General features: G+C 70.9%; 14 protein-coding genes. 8 read left to right on the forward strand and 6 right to left on the reverse strand.

Going from position 1 to position 22180, the window contains the following annotated elements:
* The 5 genes from rsmA to QNO21_RS08885 form a co-directional block, all read right to left on the reverse strand.
* The gene (rsmA, locus tag QNO21_RS08865; RefSeq protein WP_257514466.1) at positions 1-855 is read right to left on the reverse strand and encodes a 16S rRNA (adenine(1518)-N(6)/adenine(1519)-N(6))-dimethyltransferase RsmA; all 855 of its coding nucleotides are present in this window, start codon (positions 853-855) and stop codon (positions 1-3) included.
* Positions 852-1739 carry a TatD family hydrolase gene (locus QNO21_RS08870; RefSeq protein ID WP_257519294.1) on the reverse strand — a complete coding sequence of 296 codons (888 nt, stop codon included), beginning with the start codon at positions 1737-1739 and terminating at the stop codon, positions 852-854. The genes rsmA and QNO21_RS08870 overlap by 4 nt, the downstream gene beginning before the upstream one ends.
* Positions 1736-3313, reverse strand: a complete 1578-nt coding sequence (gene metG / locus QNO21_RS08875) for a methionine--tRNA ligase (RefSeq protein ID WP_257519295.1) — start codon at positions 3311-3313, stop codon at positions 1736-1738. The genes QNO21_RS08870 and metG overlap by 4 nt, the downstream gene beginning before the upstream one ends.
* Positions 3314-3355: 42 nt before the next feature.
* The gene (locus QNO21_RS08880; RefSeq protein ID WP_257519296.1) at positions 3356-3856 is read right to left on the reverse strand and encodes an ArsR/SmtB family transcription factor; all 501 of its coding nucleotides are present in this window, start codon (positions 3854-3856) and stop codon (positions 3356-3358) included.
* A 470-nt stretch (positions 3857-4326) separates the two neighbouring features.
* Positions 4327-5343, reverse strand: a complete 1017-nt coding sequence (locus tag QNO21_RS08885) for a LacI family DNA-binding transcriptional regulator (RefSeq protein WP_374113635.1) — start codon at positions 5341-5343, stop codon at positions 4327-4329.
* Between the two features lie 151 nt (positions 5344-5494).
* On the opposite strand from QNO21_RS08885, the gene QNO21_RS08890 reads away from it, so the two are divergent.
* From QNO21_RS08890 to QNO21_RS08905, 4 genes are all read left to right on the forward strand, one after another.
* Positions 5495-7513, forward strand: a complete 2019-nt coding sequence (locus tag QNO21_RS08890) for a beta-galactosidase (protein WP_257519297.1) — start codon at positions 5495-5497, stop codon at positions 7511-7513.
* A gap of 105 nt (positions 7514-7618) precedes the next feature.
* Positions 7619-8851 carry a sugar ABC transporter substrate-binding protein gene (locus tag QNO21_RS08895; RefSeq protein WP_257519298.1) on the forward strand — a complete coding sequence of 411 codons (1233 nt, stop codon included), beginning with the start codon at positions 7619-7621 and terminating at the stop codon, positions 8849-8851.
* Between the two features lie 79 nt (positions 8852-8930).
* Positions 8931-10565, forward strand: a complete 1635-nt coding sequence (locus tag QNO21_RS08900) for an ABC transporter permease subunit (protein ID WP_257517097.1) — start codon at positions 8931-8933, stop codon at positions 10563-10565.
* The gene (locus QNO21_RS08905; protein ID WP_257519299.1) at positions 10565-11473 is read left to right on the forward strand and encodes a sugar ABC transporter permease; all 909 of its coding nucleotides are present in this window, start codon (positions 10565-10567) and stop codon (positions 11471-11473) included. Before QNO21_RS08900 ends, QNO21_RS08905 begins: the two co-directional genes overlap by 1 nt.
* Before the next feature lies 1 nt (position 11474).
* Here QNO21_RS08905 and rsmI read toward each other — a convergent pair whose 3' ends face one another.
* Entirely contained in the window at positions 11475-12302 is an 828-nt protein-coding gene (gene rsmI / locus QNO21_RS08910; RefSeq protein ID WP_257516846.1) for a 16S rRNA (cytidine(1402)-2'-O)-methyltransferase, read from the reverse strand.
* A 23-nt stretch (positions 12303-12325) separates the two neighbouring features.
* On the opposite strand from rsmI, the gene QNO21_RS08915 reads away from it, so the two are divergent.
* From QNO21_RS08915 to QNO21_RS08930, 4 genes are all read left to right on the forward strand, one after another.
* Positions 12326-13906 carry a dolichyl-phosphate-mannose--protein mannosyltransferase gene (locus tag QNO21_RS08915; protein ID WP_257519300.1) on the forward strand — a complete coding sequence of 527 codons (1581 nt, stop codon included), beginning with the start codon at positions 12326-12328 and terminating at the stop codon, positions 13904-13906.
* A gap of 36 nt (positions 13907-13942) precedes the next feature.
* Positions 13943-14905, forward strand: coding sequence for an FHA domain-containing protein (locus tag QNO21_RS08920; protein ID WP_257519301.1), 963 nt, complete (start codon positions 13943-13945; stop codon positions 14903-14905).
* A gap of 173 nt (positions 14906-15078) precedes the next feature.
* On the forward strand, positions 15079-16170 hold the full coding sequence (locus QNO21_RS08925; protein ID WP_257519302.1) for a serine/threonine-protein kinase: 1092 nt from the start codon (positions 15079-15081) through the stop codon (positions 16168-16170).
* A gap of 1 nt (position 16171) precedes the next feature.
* Positions 16172-22171: an Ig-like domain-containing protein gene (locus QNO21_RS08930; protein WP_257519304.1), complete on the forward strand. Its 6000-nt coding sequence runs from the start codon at positions 16172-16174 to the stop codon at positions 22169-22171.
* The last annotated feature ends 9 nt before the right edge of the window (positions 22172-22180 follow it).

The following is a 22180-nucleotide window of genomic DNA, read 5'->3' on the forward strand; positions in this document are numbered from 1 at the left end:
CTACTGCGCGAGGGGTGCCGCGCGCGCGATCCTGAGGAAGTCCGCCACGACCAGTTCTTCGCCGCGCGCCGTCGGGGCAACGCCCGCCGCTTCGAGCACGGCGGATGCCGCTGCCGACGAGCCGCCCAGCACACCGGCGAGCGCCTGCCGCAGCATCTTGCGGCGCTGACCGAACGCGGCATCCACGATCGCGAAGGTGCGCCGCCGCTCGGCCTCGGTCCCGCGCGGTTCGGCGTCGCGGCGGAAGGCCACCAGCACGCTGTCGACGTTGGGCACCGGCCAGAACACCTGGCGTGACACGGTGCCCGCCAGGCGCCACGGGCCGTACCAGGCCGCTTTCACGCTGGGGCTGCCGTACGCCTTGGTGCCGGGCTGCGCGGCGAGGCGCTCCCCCACCTCGGCCTGCACCATGACCACGCCGCGGTCGAGGTGCGGGAACGTCTCGAGAAAATGCAGCAGCACGGGCACGCTGACGTTGTACGGGAGGTTGGCGACCAGCACCTCGGGGTCGCCGGGAAGCTCCGTGATGCGAAGCGCATCGGCGTCGACGACCGTGAGTGCGCCGTCGGGCACGCCGTGGGCGGCTGCGGTCGCGGGCAGCCGCGCGGCGAGGCGGTGGTCGATCTCGACGGCCGTCACCGCGGCGCCGGTCTCGAGGATGGCCAACGTCAGCGAGCCGAGCCCGGGCCCGACCTCCACGACCCGGTCCTCGGGACGCACACCGGCGACCTGCACGATCTTGCGCACCGTGTTGGCGTCGACGACGAAGTTCTGCCCGAGCTTCTTGGTGGGGGTGACGTCGAGTTCGGCGGCGAGCGTGCGGATCTCGGTGGCGCCGAGGAGGGTCACGGTCACGGCGTCTCCTCGAAGGGGCCGTAGACGGCCAGGGTGTTGGATGCCAGCTGGGCGCAGAGCTCGTCGAGGTCGACGTCGAGCTCGTCGGCCAGGAACCGCACGGTCGCCGGGATCAGATACGGCGCGTTGGGGCGGCCGCGGAACGGCGCCGGCGTCAGGAACGGGGCGTCGGTCTCGACGAGGATGCGCTCGCGCGGCGTGACGGCGAGGGCGTCCCGCAGATTCTGGGCGTTTTTGAACGTGACGTTTCCGGCGAACGAGAGGTAGTAGCCGGCGTCGGCGGCGATGCGCGCCATGTCCGCGTCGCCCGAGAAGCAGTGGAAGACGGTGCGTTCGGGGGCGCCCACCCGCATGAGCGTGGCCAGGACCTCGTCGTGCGCGTCGCGGTCGTGGATCTGCATCGCGACGTCGTGGCGCTTGGCCATGGCGATGTGCGCTTCGAAGCTCTCGTACTGCGCAGGCAGACCCTCGGGACCCGTGCGGTAGAAGTCGAGCCCGGTCTCGCCGATCGCCCGCACCCGGGGCTGTGCGGCGAGGTCGTCGATGACGGCGATGGCCTCGTCGAGCATGCCCCGTTCGGCGTATGCCGGTGCCTCATTGGGGTGGATCGCGACCGCCGCCAGCACCTGCGGGTGGGATGCCGCCGCCCACGCCGACCAGCGGCTCGAGTCGACGTCACCGCCGGCCTGCACGACGCCGATGACCCCGACGGCCGTCGCGCGCGACAGCTGCTCGTCCAGGCTCAGCCCCACTTCGCCGTCCTCGATCTCGAGGTGGGCGTGGTTGTCGTACACCGCCACCGTCAGCGGCTCCGGAGCCGGCGGATAGCTGACGTCGCGCGCACCCTTCTCGCGCTGTCGCACGTACTGGCTGGGGTCGGTCATGCGCTCTGTTCGACGCGGGGGAACAGCGGTGCGAGGCCGCTCACCGAGGCCCCGGCGGGCAGCTGCCCCCAGGTGCCCGCGTCGCGGATCGGCTGGTCCTGCAGCGCGCCGAGAGTGGCGGCGGCGCCGAGGGCGTCCCAGAGGATGCCGGTGGCGTGCGGCATGACCGGCGAGAGCAGCACGGTGAGCGCGCGCAGCCCTTCGGCTGCGGTGTAGAGCACCGTACCCAGCCGCTCGCGCTGCGCTGCGTCCTTGGCCAGCGCCCACGGCTCGTTCTCGGTGATGTAGAGGTTGAGCGCGTCGACGATCGTCCAGATGGCGGCGATGGCCTCGTCGGGGCGGAAGCGCTCCATCGCGGCATCCGCGGCGGTCGCGGCATCCGCCACGGTCCGCTGGATGTGGAGGTCGGCCTCGGTGTACGCGCCTGCCGGCGGCACGATGGCCTCGAAGTAGCGCTCGATCATCGCGACCGTGCGCGAGGCGAGGTTTCCGAATCCGTTGGCGAGCTCCGCCTGGTAGCGGGCGGAGAGGTCCTCCCACGAGAACGACCCGTCCTGGCCGAAGGCGATGGCCGAGAGGAAGTAGAACCGATAGGCGTCCGAGCCGAACACGTCGGTGATCTCGGTGGGCGCGATGCCGGTGAGCTTCGACTTCGACATCTTCTCGCCGCCGACGAGCAGCCAGCCGTGGGCGAAGACACCCCGGGGCACCTCGAGGCCGGCGGCCATGAGCATGGCCGGCCAGATGACGGCGTGGAAGCGGAGGATGTCCTTGCCCACCACGTGGTAGGCCGGCCAGCGCCGGTCGAACTGCTCCTGGTCGCTGCCGTAGCCGACGGCGGTGGCGTAGTTCAGCAGTGCGTCGACCCACACGTAGATGACGTGGGACTCGTCCCACGGCACCTTGATGCCCCAGTCGAACGTGGACCGCGAGATGGAGAGGTCCTTGAGGCCGTTCTTGACGAACGAGACGACCTCGTTGCGCGCCGAGTCGGGGCGCAGGAAGTCGGGCACCGTCTTGTAGAGCTCGAGCAGCTTGTCCTGGAACTCGCTGAGCTTGAAGAAGTAGTTCTTCTCCTGCAGCAGCTCCAGCGGCTTGGAGTGGATCGCGCAGACCTTGAGACCCTCGAAGGCCCCGGTGCCGTCGACGATCTCGGACTCCGGCTTGAACTCCTCGCAACCGACGCAGTACAGCGCCTCGTACTCGCCTGCGTAGATGTATCCCCGGTCGTACAGCGTCTGGAAGAAGACCTGCACGTTGCGCTCGTGGCGCTCCTGCGTGGTGCGGATGAAGTCGTCGTTGGCGACGTCGAGCGTCTGCAGGAGCGGGAACCACGACTCGGTGACGAGCTTGTCGACCCATTGCTGGGGCGTGACGCCGTTCGCCGCGGCGGCGCGCAGCATCTTCTGACCGTGCTCGTCGGTGCCGGTGAGCATCCAGGTGTCGTCGCCGGCCTGGCGGTGCCAGCGCGCGAGGGTGTCCACCGCCACGGTCGTGTAGCCGTGGCCGATGTGGGGCACGTCGCTCGGGTAGTAGATCGGCGTCGTGATGTAGAAGGATCGGCCTGAGGTCACCCGTCGATTCTAGGTGGGGCCGCGCTGTGAGCCCGCCCCCTGTTACGCGGGCGGCATAGGTTCCACCACGGGTAGCACCGGGTACAGGCCTGCCTCGGGGTCGCTGGCCCGGGTTGCACTGGTCTGGTGCCCACGCCGCCCCCGGGCGGGCTCCCGGCCGGGCCCCTTGCGCAACACCGGTCGCCCGTCGAAGGCCGGCCCGCCCAGGGGATCGCGCTTGTCACGCAGGTCGGTGTCCCACCCCAGTCCGCCCGCCATCTTCAGCCGGAGCTGCTCGACCGCGGACTCCAGCCCGTCGAGCCCGTCGCGCGTCAGGAAGTACCAGCGCCATTGATAATCCGCGCGCACCTCGATGAAACCGGCGTCGCGAAGGATGCGCAGGTGCTTCGAGACCGCCGTGCGCGAGATGGCGAACTCGGCGCCCACGGCCTCAGCGAGCTGCCCGGCGGTGTGCTCGCCGCTGGCGAGGACGTCGATGATGCGCCGCCGCGCGGGCTCGGCCATCGCTTCGAAGGGGTTGATCCTGCGCCGGTACCTGTCCATGCGCGGACGATACGGCCACCCTCCGACATCGACGGATGCCGCGGCGGGCGACGCTCCGCGAGCCGTCACCGGCGCGCACCGGGCCGAACTTTCGACGTCCTCTCGTTTCACCATGTGAGTTCCCGCTCACACAGCCACGCCGCGGCCGGCGAGCGTGGCTGTGCCGTGCGGCGGGAGCATCCGCCTGGCGGACTCGGCTCGGCAGCCCCTCCCCGCGTGAACGGGAACTCACATGCGGGCGAGCTGGTTCCAACCCCATGCGTGAACGGGAACTCACACGGCACAGTGGAACGGGAACTCACACGACACAGTGTGAACAGGAACTCACACGGCACAGTGTGAACGGGAACTCACACGGCACAGTGTGAACGGGAACTCACATGCGCAATCGGGAGACTGTCGGCGAACGGACGCGAGGCGCAGGGTGCGAGTCGGCAGACGGGCGCGGGCGCGGGGCGCGAGGCTGCGCCTCAGGCGGTGCCGCGCACGACGAGCGTCGTCGGCAGCACCAGGTCGGTGCGGGGAACCCCGTTGATCACGTCGATCAGGATCTCCACCATCGCGCTGCTGATCTCCGACCACGGCTGACGCATCGTGGTCAAGGGCGGCTCGTGCGTCTCAGCCAGTCCCGAATCATCGAAGCCGGCGACGGCGAGGTCCTCGGGCACCCTGAGCCCCGCCCGGCGCGCGGCCGCGATCGCCCCCACCGCCATCACGTCGGATGCCGCGAAGACCGCGTCGATGTCGGGGGCGCGCTGTAGCAGCCGCGTCATCGCCGCATCACCCGCCTCGCGGGAGTAGACATCCTGCTCCACGAGGTCCGGGTCGAACCGGTCCCCCATCTCCTCGCGGAAGCCCACCAGTCGATAGCGGCCGCCCGAGGTGTCGTCGGGGCCCGTGATGAGCGCGATCCTGCGGTGACCGCGGTCCATCAGGTACCGGGTCATCACCCGCGCCGAACCGACCTCGTCCACCGACACCGTCGGCACCTGGGCGCGGTATCCGAGCGGCACACCGGTGCACACAGTGGGCACGCCCGCCTCGATGAGCGAGACCAGCAGCGGATCCGATTCGTGGGACGAGATGAGCAGAACGCCGTCGACGTGGCCGGCGCTGACATAGTGCTCGACGTTCGCCCGCTCAGAGGCGGTGTCCGCGACGAGCAGCACGAGGGTCATCGACCGCTGGGCGAGCGCTTGGGTAGCCCCGCGCAGAAGCAGGGCAAAGGTGGGGTCGGAGAACAGCAGATGCTGCGGCTCGGTCAGCAGGAACGCCAGCGAGTTCGACCGCCCCGTCGCGAGGCTCCGCGCGGCGTGGTTCGCGGTGTATCCGGTGCGCGCGATGGCATCCTCGACCGCCTGCCGGGCGTCCGGGGACACCCAATGCCCGCCGTTGATCACGCGCGACACCGTGCCACGCGACACGCCTGCCGCCGCCGCGACGTCTCGGATCGTCGGTCGGCGGCGGGTCTCGCTGATCTCGCCCACGTGCAGGACTTTACCCCCCGAGCGCCTCGGACTGGGACCGGTCACGGTTCCATAACGTCGAGTTACCGAGCGCCCGCGATCACGTATGCTGTTCCCAGCTGGGACCGGTCACAGCCGGACCCACACAAACCCTGACCCGAGGAAGCGTTCCATGACCTCGACGCCGCGTTGGCCCGACATCGACGGCATCGCCTACGGCGGCGACTACAGCCCTGAGCAGTGGTCGCCCGAGACCTGGCGCGAAGACGTCGCGCTCATGCGCGAAGCAGGCGTGAACCTCGTCAGCATCGGCATCTTCTCGTGGGCGCTGCTGGAAACCAGCGAAGGGGTCTTCGACTTCAGCTGGCTGGACGAGGTCGTCGAGCTGCTGCACGCCAACGGCATCCGCATCGACATGGGCACGCCCACCGCGTCGCCGCCGGCGTGGTTCTTCGCCGAGCACCCCGACGCCCGCGTCATCACCCGCGACGGTGTCGTCATGGGCTTCGGCGCCCGCGGCATGGCCTCGCACTCGGCGCCCGCCTACCGCACGGCGGCCGTGCGCATCGCCACCGAGCTCGCCAAGCGCTACGGCGGGCACCCCGCGGTGGTGCTCTGGCACGTGCACAACGAGTTCGGCGTGCCGGTGGGCGAGGACTACTCCCCCCACGCGGTGCGTGAATGGCGCCTGTGGCTGCAGCAGCGCTACGGCTCGCTCGACGGGCTCAACAAGGCATGGGGCACGGCCTTCTGGGGCCAGCACTACACCGACTGGGAGCACGTCGGCGCGCCGGCAGCCGCCCCGTCGGTCGTCAACCCCGCGCAGCGCCTGGACTACGCCCGCTTCACCGACCACCAGCTGCGCGCCTGCTTCATCGCCGAGCGCGACGCGATCCGCGCGCACAGCGACCGCCCCATCACCACGAACTTCATGGCCAACCAGCACAACGGCTGCGACCTGTGGGCGTGGGCGCGCGAAGTCGACATCGTCTCGGACGACCACTACCTGTGGGCGGCAGACGAAGAGGGCGAGATCGGCCTGGCCATCGCCGCCGACCTCACCCGTTCGGTGGGCGGCGGCGCGCCGTGGATCCTGATGGAGCACTCCACGTCGGCGGTCAACTGGCAGCCCCGCAACATCGCCAAGCGCCCGGGCGAGATGGCCCGCAACTCGCTGTCGCACTTCGGTCGGGGCGCCGACGGCATCCTCTTCTTCCAGTGGCGCGCCTCGCGCTCCGGCGCCGAGAAGTTCCACTCCGCGATGCTTCCGCACGCCGGCACCGGCTCCCGGGTGTGGCGTGAGGTCGTCGACCTCGGCGGCAAGCTCGGGCGTCTCGGCGAGGTGCGCGGCTCCCGCGTGCACGCCGACGTCGCGATCCTGTGGGACTTCGAGTCCTTCTGGGCCCAGGACCTCGAGTGGCGTCCGTCCGAGGACGTCAGCCACGACGAGCGCATCCGCGCGTACTACGAGCGGCTGTGGCGCGACGGCATCACGGTGGACTTCGCCCTGCCCGGGCAGGACCTCTCCGGCTACAAGCTCGTCATCGCCCCGGCCCAGTACATGCTGAGCCAGGCCGACGCCGACAACCTCAACCGCTACGTCGAGCGCGGCGGGACCCTCGTGGTCTCGTTCTTCTCCGCCGTCGTCGACGAGCACGACGCGGTGCACGCCGGCGGATTCGGCGCCCCGCTGCAGCCCGCCCTGGGCGTGCGCGTCGAGGAGCACCTGCCGCTGCGCGAGGGTGCGACGGCCGCGATCGACTGGGACGGCACACGTCTGAGCGCCGACGTCTGGCAGGAAGACCTGGTGCTCGCAGGAGCCGAGGTCCGCGCGACGTACCTCGAGGGACCCGCCGCCGGCGAACCGGCCATCACCCGCCACCACCACGGCAGCGGGACCGGCTGGTACGTCAGCACCCGCCCGGATGCCGAGGGACTGGATGCCATCATGAAGGCGGTCTACGCCGACGCCGGCATCCGCCCCACCGACCTGCCCGTCGGGGTCGAGGCCATCCGTCGCCGTCGCGACGAGGTGGAATACCTCGTCGCGATCAACCACGGCGCGAACAGCGCCGCGCTCCCCGCCGATGGCGTCGACCTCCTGACGGGGGCCGAGGTCAAGGGCATGCTTGAACTTGCGGCCGGCGGCGTAGCCGTCATCCGCTCGGAGGAACAGCACACTCCGCACTGAGAGATGTACCCGTTGCGGCCACCCGGCCCAACACTCACCACCGGTCGTAAGGGCGCGACCTCGTCAGAGGCCCGCAGGATCGACCACCCCACGGAAGGAAAATCCATGCGCAAGATGGGAATGAGCATCGTCGCAATCGCGTCGACTGCCGTCCTGCTCGCCGGCTGCTCGGGCGGCGGCGACACCGCCAACGAGTCGGAGGGCACCGAAGGTTCGGGCGCTGTCCTGACCGTCTGGACCGACGAGAACCGCGAGCCCGCCATCGAAGCAGCCGCTGCGGCCTTCGAGGAGGAGACCGGCGCCAAGATCGAGCTCGTCCAGAAGAACTTCGAGGACATCCGCGCCGACTTCATCGCACAGGTGCCGACCGGCGAGGGCCCCGACATCACGATCGGCGCGCACGACTGGCTCGGCGCGCTTGTCGCCGCCGGCGTCGTGGACACGGTGGACCTCGGCGACAAGGCGAGCTCCTTCGAGCAGGTCGCGATCGACGCGATGACGTACGAGGGCCAGCTGTACGCCCTGCCCTACTCGCTCGAGACGATCGCGCTCGTCCAGAACACCGACATGGTCGGCGAAGAGGCTCCGGCCACGTGGGACGACATGGTCGCCGCCGCGCAGGCTGCCGGCGCGGAGCGTCCGATCGTCATCAACACCGCCGGCCAGACCGGTGACGCCTACACGATGTACGGCTTCCAGACCTCGTTCGGCGCCCCCGTCTTCGAGCAGGACGACACCGGCTCGTACACGGCCCAGGTCGGCATGGGCGGCGCGCCCGGTGAGGCGTTCGCCACGTGGCTCGGCGCCAACGGCGCCAACGGCACCGGCATCATCTCCACCACGATCGACTACGACACCAACAACGAGCTGTTCGCGTCCGGCCAGGCTGCGTACACCGTTCAGGGCCCGTGGGCGATCGAGGCGCTGACCGCCGATGGCGTCAACGTCACGGTCAACCCGATCCCGTCCGCCGGTGGCGAGACCGCCGCGCCGTTCGTGGGCGTGCAGGGCTTCTACCTGAGCTCGCAGAGCGAGAACGCGCTGCTGGCCCAGGAGTTCCTGACGAACTACCTCGCCACCCCCGAGGCGCAGAAGGCCCTGTACGAGGCCGACCCGCGCATCCCGGCGTGGAGCGAGCTGGCCGAGGAGGTCTCGAGCGACCCGATCATCGGTGGTTTCGTCGCCTCGTCGCAGAACGGCGTCCCCATGCCGTCCATCCCCGAGATGGGTTCGGTCTGGGACCTGTGGAACGCCGCGCAGGTTCAGATCATCGGTGGCGCCGACCCCGTGTCGACGTGGAACCAGATGGTCGCTGACGTCGAAGCAGCCATCGGCTGATACCCCGCGGGGCGGGAGGCTCATCCCTCCCGCCCCGCACCCTCTCGCACACCGCGAGCCCCCGATGCAGGAGAAGCACATGTCGGTACCGCAGGAAAAAGCCGCAGCGCCCGCGCCGCAGACGTCCTCACCCTCACTCACCCCCCGTGGCGAGTCGCACGCGCGCAGCTGGCGCGGCATCGGATGGGGCTTCGTCGTCAAATTGCTGCTGATGGCGGTGGTCAACGCCTTCGGCATCATGGCGGCCATCAGCGCGGTGCGCGCGGAGTCGTGGCTGATCCTGTCGGTCTCGATCCTGCTGCTGATCATCGCCAACGTCGTCTACTTCACCAAGCGCGCTCTGCCGCTGAAATACCTGGTGCCGGGCCTGATCTTCCTGCTGGTCTTCCAGGTGTTCATCTTCGCGTACACCGCCTACATCGCCTTCACCAATTACGGCAGCGGCCACATCGGCACGCAGGAGCAGGCTGTCAACGCCGCTCTCATCCAGGGCGAGCGACGCATCGACGACTCGCCCACCTTCCCGCTGACCGTCATCGAGCGCGGCGGTGAGTACGGCTTCGCCATCGTCGACGACGGCGACGTGTACGCCGGCGACAGCGACGAACCCCTGAGCGAGGTCGACGACGCCGTCATCGGCGCAGCGGGCTCCGCCACCGAGGTCCCCGGCTGGAACGTCGTGCCGCGCGCGGACCTGCTCACCGACCAGACCCTGCAGCAGACCGTGCAGAGCCTGCGCGTGCCCGTCTCGGACGACCCGAACGACGGGTCCATCCGCACCCGAGAGGGTACGACCGGCGCGATCTACGAATCCACGCTGGTGTGGGACGAGAACGCCGAGACGATCACCGACACGACGACGGGCACGGTGTACAGCGCGGACGACCGCGGCAGCTTCGTCGCTGAGGACGGCACCGCGCTCACCACCGGGTGGTACGTCAACGTCGGCTTCGACAACTTCGTGCGGCTGTTCACCGAGCCCCGGCTCGTGGAGCCCCTGCTGATGGTGGCCGGATGGACCTTCGCGTTCGCGATCCTGTCGGTGGTCCTCAGCTTCGGCGTCGGACTGCTCTTCGCCATCATCTTCAACGATCCGCGCGTGCGGGCGCGCAAGTGGCTGCGGACGCTGTTCATCCTCCCGTACGCCTTCCCCGCCTTCATGTCCGCGCTGCTGTTCCGAGGCATGTTCAACGCCGAGTTCGGCGTGATCAACGACCTCTTCTTCTTCGGCGCCGAGATCAACTGGCTGGGTGACCCCTGGCTCGCGCGGATCGCCGTGCTGTGGGTGAACCTGTGGCTCAGCTACCCGTACTGGTTCCTCGTGTGCACGGGCGCGCTGCAGGCGCTGCCGGCGGACACCCTCGAGGCGGCGGCGCTGGACGGTGCCGGGCGGTTCCGCCAGTTCCGCTCGATCATCCTGCCGCTGCTGCTGGTGTCGACCGCTCCGCTGCTGATCTCGTCCTTCGCGTTCAGCTTCAACAACTTCACCATCATCTACATGTTCAACAACGGCGGGCCGGCCATACCCGGGGCGCCGTATGCGCTGGGTGCCACCGACATCCTCATCTCGGCGATCTATGACATCGCCGGAATCTCGGGCGGTGTGGCCGACTACGGCCTGGCCAGCGCCCTGTCGATCATCATCTTCATCATCGTCGGAGCGATTTCCGCCGTCGCCTTCCGACAGACCCGCAAGCTCGAGGAGTACCAGTGATGTCCACCACGACTGCGCAGGCCGTTCCGGCGACTCCCGCCACCGATCAGCGGCGCGCCGGCCAGCGCCGGCGCTGGTTCCTCGAGGTCGGCTGGAAGTACCTCGTCGCGATCGCGATCATCTTCTACGCCACGTTCCCGCTGGTGTACGTGCTGTCGGCTTCGCTCAACCCGCGGGGCACGCTCTCTTCGGCGAACGCGCTCTTCAGCGCATTCGACCTGTCCAACTACATGGCGCTGGCCGACACCAAGTACTGGGCCTGGGCCGGCAACACGCTCATCGTCGCGGGCATCTCGTCGATCGGCGCGGTGCTCATGGGCGCCGCCGCTGCGTACGCCTTCTCGCGATTCCGCTTCAGCGGCCGCCGCGCCGGCCTGACGACGCTGCTCATCGTGCAGATGTTCCCGCAGGCGCTGGCCTTCGTGGCGATCTTCCTCATGCTGCTGACGCTGGGCGAGGTCATCCCCGCCCTGGGGCTGAACTCCAAGATCGCGCTCATCTGCGTGTACCTCGGCGGCGCGCTGGGTGCGAACACGTTCCTCATGTACGGGTTCTTCAACACGATCCCCATGGAGATCGACGAGTCCGCCAAGATCGACGGCGCCACGCACGCGCAGATCTTCTGGCAGCTGATCATCCCGCTGGTGACGCCGATCCTCGCCGTCGTCGCGCTGCTGGCGTTCATCTCGGCTTTCGCGGACTTCATCATCGCCAAGATCGTGCTCGTCTCCGAGGATCAATGGACCCTCGCGGTCGGCATGTACCAGTGGGTGTCCAACCAGCTCTCGTCGAACTGGGGGCTCTTCGCCGCCGGAGCGGTGCTGGCCTCGATCCCCGTGCTCGTGCTGTTCCTGTCGCTGCAGCGCTACATCGTCGGCGGCCTCACCGCCGGCTCCGTCAAGGGCTGAGTCAGCGGCCGGCTGACCGGGCGGCGAGAGCCGCCTGGTACAGCTCGCGCGAGGACAGACCGGATGCCGCGGCCACCTGGCCCGCGGCATCCTTCAGTCTCACGCCGTCACGGACGAGTTCCTGCACGTGGGCGAGTGCGTCGTCGGGATCGGACGCGCGAGCCGGCGCCCCGCCGACGACCACGACGATCTCGCCGCGGACGCCGCCCTCGGCCCATGCGGCCAGTTCAGCCAGTCCGCCGCGCACGATCTCCTCGTGCATCTTCGTCAGCTCGCGGCAGACCGCCGCCGGCCGGTCGTCGCCGAAAGCCACGGCCATCGCGGCAAGCGTGGTCGCCAGCCGCGACGGCGCCTCGAAGAACACCATGGTGCGCGGCTCGCGTGCCAGCGCGCCGAACGTCGACGCCCGCTCCCCCGCCTTGCGCGGCGGGAAGCCCTCGAAGGTGAAGCGGTCGGTCGGAAGGCCGGCCACCGCCAGCGCCGTCAGCACGGCGCTGGGCCCGGGGATCGCGGTGACCGTCACGCCCGCCGCAGCGGCGGCCGCGACCAGCCCGTAGCCGGGGTCGCTGACGGTCGGCATGCCGGCATCGCTGAGCACGAGCAGATCCTGCTCGCGCGCGAGGGCGACGAGCTCACCCGCACGTGCCTTCTCGTTGTGGTCGTGCAGCGCGATGAGGCGGGGACGGTTGGCGACACCGAGCGCCGCCAGCAGGCGCTGGGTGGTGCGGGTGTCCTCCGCGGCGACCACCTGAGCGGTCTCGAGTGCTTCGATCAGACGCCTGGACGCGTCGCCCAGATTGCCGATCGGGGTGGCCGCAAGGATGATCATCGAGCCAGCATAAGGTGGTCTGCGTGACCGCCGAGACGCTGCTTCCCGAGGCGCCGTCGTGGTACGACCGCCTGGCGGCCCGCGTGCGCGCCGACCCTCGGCTCGAGCGCCGCCTGGGCTGGATCGTCCCGCTGGTGATCACGGTGATCGCCGGCATCCTGCGGCTGTGGAACCTGGGGCACCCCCACGCCATCGTCTTCGACGAGACGTATTACGTGAAGGATGCCTGGAGCCAGTGGAACCTCGGCTACGCCGCCACCTGGCCCGAGGAGGCGGATGCCGCCTTCGCCGCCGGCGACACCGACGCGTTCACCGACATCGGCAGCTTCGTGGTGCACCCGCCGCTGGGAAAGTGGATCATCGGGGCCGGCATGGCGCTGTTCGGACCGGACTCGTCGTTCGGCTGGCGCGTGGGCGTCGCGCTCGCGGGCACCGCCGCGGTGCTGGTGCTGTACTTCGTCGCCCGTGCCCTCACCGGCTCGCTCGCCTTCGCCGCGGTCGCCTCGGGCCTCATGGCGGTCGACGGGCTCGCGATCTCGATGAGCCGCGTCGCCCTGCTGGACACGCCGCTCATGCTCTTCGTGCTGGTGGCATTCTGGTTCGCGCTGCTGGACCGAGCCGGACACCTGGATCGCCTCGCCGCCGCCGTGACGGCTCGGAGTCACGCGGGCGAGCCACCGGTGTGGGGTCCGGTGCTGTGGAACCGCCCGTGGCTGGTCGCCGCAGGGGTCGCCGCCGGTGCGGCGGCGGCGGTGAAGTGGTCGGGCGTGTGGGTGCTCGCAGCCATCGGGCTCTACGCCGTCGTCACCGACGCGCTCGCCCGTCGCCGCCTCGGTATCTGGCAGTGGCCGACCGATGCCGTCCGCCAGGGCGCCGCCTCGTTCGTGCTGCTCGTTCCCGTGGCGGCCGCGGTGTATCTGGCCTCGTGGACGGGGTGGCTCGTCACCGAGGGCGGCTACGGGCGCCAGAGCGCCGACACCTCGCCGGCGGGCGGTGTGTGGGCCTGGGTGCCCGCGGCGCTGCAGAGCCTGTGGCGCTATCACGAGGCCATCTACGCGTCGGCGGCGGGCATGGACTCGCCTCACAGCTACGCCAGTCCCGCCTGGCAGTGGCCGCTGCTGCTGCGCCCCACCTCGATGTACGCCGCCCGCACCGCAGACGGCGACGCGGGCTGCGACGCGGCCAACGGCTGCATGGACATCATCTACAGCATGCCGAACCCGCTCGTGTGGTGGGCGGCCGCGGCGGCGGCCGTCTACCTCGTGTACCGGTTCATCGTGCGGCGGTCATGGCGGGATGCGTTCGTGCTGACGGCCATCGCCTCGACATGGGTGCCGTGGCTGTTCTACCCCGAGCGCACGGTCTTCCAGTTCTACACGGTGGTCATCCTGCCGTTCTCACTGCTCGCGCTCACTTTCGCTCTGCAGGACATCGCGGCGCCGCACAGCGCCGACCCGGTGCGACGTCGTGCGGGGCAGCGCGTCGTGATCGTCTTCCTCACCATCGCATTGCTCGTCTCGGCCTTCTGGTACCCGCTGGTGTCGGCCGTCACCGTGCCGTACGACTTCTGGCGCGCACACAACTGGCTGCCCGGCTGGATCTGACCGGCACAGAGCGCACCGCCACCATAGGGTGGAGGCGTGTTCAGCTACAGTGTGGCGCCGGTGGCGGCCGAGGCCGGGTTCGCCATGGTCGGCGATCGTTTTCTGCTCGTGGCGTCGTCGGAGATCGGGGACGCGTCCGCCCGGGAGCTGTGGACGCTGCTGTCCACCGGCGACACGGCGCTCGAAGATGTGCTGTCCGCGCTCGCCGAGCGCGGCATCGAGCTGCTCCCCGATTTCGCGCTCGTCGAGCTGGTCGACGCGCGGACGAGCTCGGTCAATGTCGCGGTGCGCGGCACCGCCGAGGCCCAGCTGCACGGACCGGAGCGTACGACGCTCGCGGGACCGGGCATCGGCACGTGGGTCGAGGGGTCCGCCCAGCACGTGGCGGGGATCGCGCTGACCCTGGGAGCGACATCGCCGACGGCGCTGCTGCCGCTCGGGCGGGGGGTCGTGAGATCCGACCGCCTGCAGTGGGGCACGGTGCCGCCAGAGCGCCCCGCCCCCGCCGACCGTGCTGGTGTCGTCCCGGACTGGGCCGCAGACCTGGAGGACGACGCCGCACAGTCGACGACCGTGTTCGACCGCGAAGAACTGGCAGCGCTCGTCTCGGCGGCCGTGGGTGCACGTCCCGACCGCGCGCGTGCTGCCGCCCGGCCGGACGCCCCGCGCCGGCTCGTGCTCGCCATGGACGGCGGACGGGTGCTCGAGCTCGATCTTCCGGTGGTGTTCGGACGGGCCCCCGATCCGGGGGCGCACCCCGGGGCGAGGCTCGTGCCCTTGTCGTCCCCGCGGCGCGAGATATCGGGAACGCACATCGAGGTGGTGCTCGACGGCGACCACCTGCTGGTGCGTGATCTGGACTCCACGAACGGCACCGTGGTGCGCCACGCGGACGGCTCGGCGATGCTGCTGCGCGGCGGCGCGACGGCGCGTCTGGCCGAGGGAGCAGTGCTGGACATCGGCGACGGCAACGTCGCCCGCTTCCACGCCGCGCCGTAGCGCGAGCGACGATTTCCAGGCACGTGCGCCCTGTGTTAGAAACTTCTAAGGAAGCCGTACAGCGGGGGCTCGGCTTCTCGCTCCGCGGCCCCCGTCGACTCCCAGGGCACGTGAGGTGAACGGTGGCGAACAGGCTTCCTTCTGCGCCCCCCGTGCTTCCAGGGTTCACCTATGTGCGTCCCCTCGGGACCGGCGGCTTCGCCGACGTGTTCCTCTTCGAGCAGAATCTGCCGCGGCGCCCGGTCGCCGTGAAGGTGCTGCTGGAGGACATCGTCGACGAGGGCCTGCTGCGTATGTTCAACGCCGAGGCCGACGTCATGGCCCGCCTGAGCTCGCACCCCTCGATCCTGACGATCTACGAGGCGAGCATCTCCGCCGACGGCCGGCCCTACCTGGTCATGGAGTACTGCCCCACCTCGCTGACCAATCGCTACCGGCGCGAGGTCATGCCCGTGGCCGAAGTGCTTCAACTGTCGGTCAAGATCGCCTCGGCGCTCGAGACCGCCCACCGCTCCGGCCTGCTGCACCGCGACATCAAGCCGTCGAACATCCTCGTCACCGCCTTCGGCTCACCCGTGCTCAGCGACTTCGGCATCGCCGCAGCCGTCAACGGACGCACCGGCGCCGACGAGGTGTTCGCGATGTCGGTGCCGTGGAGCGCCCCCGAGATCGTCGATGAACGGGTGTCGGGGTCGATCCCCGCGGAGATCTGGGGGCTGGGCGCGACGGTCTACTCGCTGCTGGCCGGACGCAGCCCGTTCGAGCGCTCCGGGAGCGGTCAGAACTCCCGTGACCAGCTGAAGAGCCGCATCCGGCGCGCGTCCTACACCCCCATCGGTCGTCCGGACGTGCCAGAACGCCTCGAGGCCGTGCTCGCGCGATCGATGAGCAAGGACCCCGCTGCACGCCAGGCTTCGGCGGCCGAGTTCGCCCACGAGCTGCAGCTGGTGCAGCACGAGCTGGGAATGCCGCACACGGCGCTCGAAGTCGCCGTCGACGAATGGGCGATGGCCGGCGTCGCCGTGGACTTCCAGGACGACCGCGCACGCGGGCCGGTGCGGCCCCGCGTCGAACGTGCGACGCAGCGCCCGCCGCGCGCTCGCGGCGGCGCCCGCCGCCGACTCGATGAGGGCACGGTGCTCGCCGGCGCGCGGCCGCTCCGGCGGCCGGGCGCCGTCCGCATCGCGCTCATCGCCTCCGCCGCCGCCGTGGTGGTGGCCGGCGGCATCACCGCCGCCGTGCTGCTGCTGACGGGAAACGGCTGAGATGGCATCCCCCGTCGCCCGCCGGAGACCCTCCGGCAACGTCATCGGCGCTGCCGCCGTGGGCGTGGTGGTTGCGCTCGTGGCCACCCTCGCCGCCGTGTGGCCCGGCTACGACGCGCAGCAGACGCCGCTGGACGATGCGACGGTGTGGGCCATGCAGAACGGCAGTGGCAGCGGGTACGCCCGCGTGAATCTCGAGCTGGCCGAGCTCGACACCGTCAAGCAGGTGGAGAACGGCAGCTCGCTCGCGCAGAACGGCGAACGCCTGTTCGTCTTCAGCGACGGGGGCACGCAGTTCGCCGACGTCGACATGGCAACGCCGGACGATCTCACCGCCGACTCCGAAGACGCCTTCGCCCCCACGCCAGCCGGCACCGCCGACATCGCCGTCGCGGGTGACTTCCTCGTGTATCGCACGGAGGCCGGTGCCGTACACGGCGCCACCCTGTCCAGCGGCGGTCAGACAACCCCCATCGACCCGTACGCCGACGCCGACGTCGAAGAGGGACAGGAGCGCCCGCGGTTCGTCGCCACCGCCGTGGCCGTCGACGACTCCGGCGTGGTCTACGCCTACTCGGCCGACGAGGGGCGCGTGCTGCGTGCCGAGGCGGCGACGGGACGCATCCTCGGCGAGGACGACACGCCCCGCTCCCCCACCGACGCCCAGCTGACGGCCGTGGCCGGCCGGTGGGCGCTGCTGGATGAGAGCAGCGGCGAGCTCTTCATCGACGGCCGCGACGAGCCCGTCGAAACCGGTGTCGACGCGGGTGCCGTCGTGCAGCGGGCAGCGGCGACCGGCACCGCCGTGCACATCGCCGACACGGCGGGTCTCGTGCGGGTCTCCCTCGATTCCCTCACGGCCGCCCGGGCCCACTCCGCGGCCGCCCTCGGAACCCCCGTGGCCCCGGCGACCGTGTCGGGGAGCGTGTACGCGGCATGGCTTCCCGAAGGCTCCGCCGAGGGCACCCTGTGGTCCGGCGCGAGCGGCGAGGCGGTGCCGCTGGACTACGGCGGCATCGACATCGGCGAAGGGCTGGACCCCGTCTTCATCGGCAACGGGACCCGCCTGGCACTGAACGAGCGCCGCTCGGGCTGGGTCTGGACCGTGCCCGAGGGTCGTCTCGTGCCGTCGTCGCAGGCATGGGACCTGGAGGAGCCCGCCGAGGTCGAACAGCAGAACGAGCTGGAAGCCGAGCGCGTGCTCGATCCGAAGCCCCCGGTCGCCGTCGACGACGCCTTCGGGGTGCGGGCGGGGTCGGTCGCGGTGCTGCCGGTGCTGCTGAACGACCACGATCCGAACGAGGACGTCCTCAGCATCGACCCGGCCTCCGTGGAGGGCCTCGACCCGGCGTTCGGCACGCTCTCGACCGCCGGCGCCGACCAGAAGCTGGTCCTCAACGTCGCCCAGGACGCCAGCGGATCGGCGAGCCTGCGCTATCGGGCGACCGACGGCACCGCGACCGGCGGGCTGCTGTCGGATGCCGCGACCGTCACCGTCACCGTCGTCCCGCCGTCGCAGAACAGCCCACCCGTCTGGTGCGGGGTCGAAGGATGCCTCGCGCCCTGGCCGTCGCCGAGCGTGGCTCCCGGCGGCACCGTCAGCGCGGACGTGCTCGAGGGCTGGGTCGACCCCGACGGCGACCCGGTGTACCTCGCGGGTGCCACCGGCGACGCCGCCGGCGGCACGGTCACGACCTCCCCCGCAGGCACGGTGACCTACCAGCATCCGGACCCGCAGGCCGAGGAGTCGGTGACGGTGACGCTCGGCATCACGGTGGCGGACGCCTTCGGCGCCACAGCGGAGCGCCCCCTCAGCATCGCCGTGACCCCGACCCCCGAACTCGCCGCCGAGTCGTTCGCGGTCGTCGGCGTCGTGGGCGAGCCGGTCGCCGTAGACATCGCCCCGTACGTCTCGGGCGCCTCCGGCGCGGTCGCCCTGTCCAAAGCCGTCGCCCTGGACGAGGCGCGCGCGAGCGTCACCGCCAACGCGTCGGGACTGAGCATAGTCGTCACCGCGGCCGAGGCGGGGTCCTACCTCGTGCAGTACACCGTGCGCGACGACCGCACCGAGGTCACGGCCACCGTGCGGGTGACGGTGAAGCCCGCCGACGCGGCATCCATCTCCACGCCGCCGCTGACCGCCTTCGTACGACCGAATGAGGATGCCACCGTCGACGTCTTCCCTGCCGTCGCGAACCCGGCAGGGCTGGTGCTGCTGCTCAGCGACATCCGCCCCCAGAGCGACGCCCGCGCGTCGCTGGGCGTGGACCTCGTGGGGCAGAGCATGCTGCGGGTGAGCGGCTCCACCGACGACGAGCAGCCCGGGCGTCTCGGCGTGATCCGCTACACCGTCTCGGACGGCACCGGCTCGCCCGCCGCCACGACGCAGGGTGAGCTGACGGTCATTCTGCTCCCCTCTCCCAGCGCCGACCCTCCCATCGCCGTGGACGACACCGTCACCGTGCGCGCCGGCAGCCTCATCGACATCCCCGTGCTCGACAACGACAGTGCCCCGTCCGGCGCGCTGATCGGCCTCGACCCCTCGCGCGTGGTCAACGAGAACGATGCAGGGCTCGCCTTCGCCACCGACCGACTGCTGCGCTACCTCGCCCCCAGCGAGCCTGGCGTCTACGCGGTCGGGTACACGATCTTCCGCCTCGGCTTTCCCGAGGTCGTCGACTCCGCCCGAGTGGTGATCACGGTGATCGGAGGCGAAGCGAACCAGGCGCCCGTCCCCCGCACGCTGGAGGGGCGGGTGCTCAGCGGCCAGACCGTGCGCATTCCGTTCACCTCGTTCGACGTCGACCCCGACGGTGACGCCGTGACCCTGGATCGCATCACCACTCAGCCCGAGCACGGCTCCGCGACGATCACGGCCGAGGGCGACGCCATCGTCTACACGAGCCCCGAGGCCTTCAGCGGTCAGGTGCGCTTCCAGTACCAGGTGCGCGACGCCCAGGGCGCCACCGGCACCGCGGACGTGCGCGTGGGTGTGCTCGACACCCAGTCCGACCCGAGCCCGGTGACCTACAGCGATTACATCCAGGTGCAGGCGGGCGAGACCGCCGAGGCGGTCGTGCGGCCCGCCGACAATGACATCGACCCCGCCGGCGGCACGCTCGAACTCGTCTCGGTGTCGCCCGTCGCGCCGCCCGGCAGCGACGAGTACGCGCAGCTGCAGGCGCGCCTGGGCCCCGTCGACGACGGCCGGGTCACCGTGAAGGCCGGTGTGGAGCTGGGGACCTTCTCGTACTCGTACACGGTGCGCAACGACAACGGCGACACGGCGATCGGTCTGCTCGTGATGAAGGTCGTGCGCGGTCCGGTGCCGGACTACCCCGTCGTGCGCGACACGGCGCTGACGATCGAGACGCGCGAGGCGTTCCCCCGCGGCGTGGATGTACTCAGCGGCAAGGTGTCGTGGCGCAACGGCGACGTCTCCGACCTCACGCTGACGCTGTGGGGCACGCATCCCGGCATCACGGTCGACGGGTGGCGCATCTCGGGAGCGATCCCCGACGAGACCCTCCTCATCCCGTTCGAGGTCTCCGGGACGGCGTTCGACGGCACCGAGGTGACCTCGTACGGATTCCTGCGGGTGCCCGGCGACCGCGATGTGCGCCTGAGTCTGCGCAGCACGATGTCGACGCTCGATGTGCGTGAGAACGAGTCCGTCGACGTGGACCTTGCCGAGGCGGTCGCCGTTCCCGCCGGGCAGACCCTCGAGGTCGACGGCGGCGCCGTGCGCGCCGGTGGAGCGCGCGCCGGCGGCACGTGCACGCTCGTCTCGGGTACGACGGTGCGCTACTCGGCCGGGGCCGGCGCCCCGTGGGCGGATACGTGCGTCGTGCCGGTCAAGCTCGGCATCCAGGACCAGTACACCTTCCTCACCGTGCGCATCGTCGTCGAGGCGGAGATGCCGCAGCCGGTGCTGCGCAGCGCCTCGATGGGCGTAAGCCCCGGATCCACCGCGGAGTACGACCTGCGAGGGATGGTCGGCTGGGCCGGCAAGGAGGACTGGGACGCGCTGCAGTACGCCGCCGCGTACCGAGGGGACCAGTTCGACGTGACCCAGACGGGGTCGATCGTGTCGGTGACCGCGCGCGACGCCGCCCGGCCCGGACGCGAAGAGGCCGTCGCCGTGAGCCTGCCCAGCCACCCCGACGCCGCCGCCGCGAGCCTGGTGCTGACCGTCGGTCCTGCACCGTCGGCCCTCCCCAAGGGCGGAACGGTCGTGCAGCGCTGCTCGCAGGCCGGCGGCGCGACGTCGTGCACCATCCCCGTCGTCGGCGCCTCGGGTGAGGTCAACCCACTGCCGGGGACCCCGCTTCGTGTCGTCGCCGCCGGTGGCCCGGCCAACTGCGCCGCCGTCAGCTTCAGCCTGGCCGGCGACAACGCCGTGCGCGCCACATGGGCGGCGGATGCCGCGGGCGCGGCCGACTGCACCGGCTCGTTCGTCGTCGAGGATGCGCAGGGCCGGCAGTCCGCGGGCGACCGCGACGGCCGGGTGATCCTCGACCTGCAGGGCCTGCCGGCAAGCCCCACCCGCCTGGACTGGACCCGGTACGGCCCCACCTCGGTGACGGTGCGCGTCGTCTCCGACTCCGCGTCGTACCCCGCCGTCGAGGGCTACCGCATCCTCAGAGGCGGCGAGGTCGTCGCCACGTGCTCGGCGTCGGGCGAGTGCCCGCCGATCGAGGCCCCCCTGGGCGAGCGAATCGCCTACGAGGCACGCGCGTTCAACGCCGTCGGCGAATCCCGCGGCACCGTGTCGGCCACCGCCTGGGCGTACCGCGCGCCGAACGCGCCCACCGGGGTGCAGGTGTCCCCCACGCCCAACGGCACGGCCGGCGGTATGGCGACCATCACCGTGACCGGAATCGACCGGTCGTCGGGATGGGTGCGCCTCGCCGGCGGCTCCGGGGGTGAGGTCACCCTGCCGGTGCAGGGCGACAGCGTGACCTTCCGCGACTACGTCATCGGATCGAACAACCCGGTCACCCTGACGGCCACACCGCTCACCCGCCACGAACTGCCCCCGATCCCCGGCGGCAGCGACACCGGCGGCGTGCTGTCGTTCCCCGCGAACGGCATCGGCGCACCGATGCTCGAGCTCGCCGTCACCGCGTCGACCACCGGGCGCCCGGGGTCGGTGACGGCCACCGCCACGGTGACCCCCCACGGCGTCGGCGAGCGCATCCTCGTCGGCTTCAGCGACGGCCGAACGTGCCGCCCGACCGAGGCGGTCGCCGCCGGCGGCGGCACGACCACCACGACGTTCAGCGACACGCCCCTCTGGCAGCCGGTGACGGTCACCGCGTGCGCCGTGACAGAGCGGGGCGATGCGCGGTTCGGCAGCGCCGAGGCGACCGGCACAGCCACTCCGATCGCGGGCATCGACGTGCCCGAGGGCAACGCGTCGTACACCGTGGACCCCGGGTTCACCCGCAGTGGCAACGTGTACACGTGGGGCCGCCTCTCGGGAACGCCCGACCTCGACGTCGACTGGCCGTTCGAGCTGCGCTTCCGCGCCGGCGCGACCGAGACCACCGACTTCGCCAGCCTGTTCGCGCTCGGCCGCAACCCCGGGCTGATCGAGGCGTTCGCCTGCAACGACCTGTTCGGCTGCAGCTCCCCCGGCGTCCCCGTCAGCCCGAGCGGACCGGCCTACACCGCCGAGGTCACCTTCCCGAACCGCTGCCTGAGCGATCAGGACGCCCCGGGGATCTCGCCGGACGCCATCGCGGCGAACCCCGCCGACTACACCTGGGCCGTCACCTCCACCACGGACGCGAGCGGCGTGGTGACACTCACCTACACCGTGACGTGGCAGGGCGCCCTCGCGGGGCTGCGCGACGTCTCCGACGGCAACGCGTACGAGCTCCGCTGTGAGCCGCCGCCTCCGCCCCCGCCGCCGCCGGCCGAGCCGCCGCCGGCCGAACCCCCGCCCGCCGAACCCCCGCCGGCAGAACCCCCGCCGACCGGCGATCGCACGCCGTGACCGGCGCAC

The organism is Microbacterium sp. zg-Y818, from assembly GCF_030246905.1.
Taxonomy (GTDB): domain Bacteria; phylum Actinomycetota; class Actinomycetes; order Actinomycetales; family Microbacteriaceae; genus Microbacterium.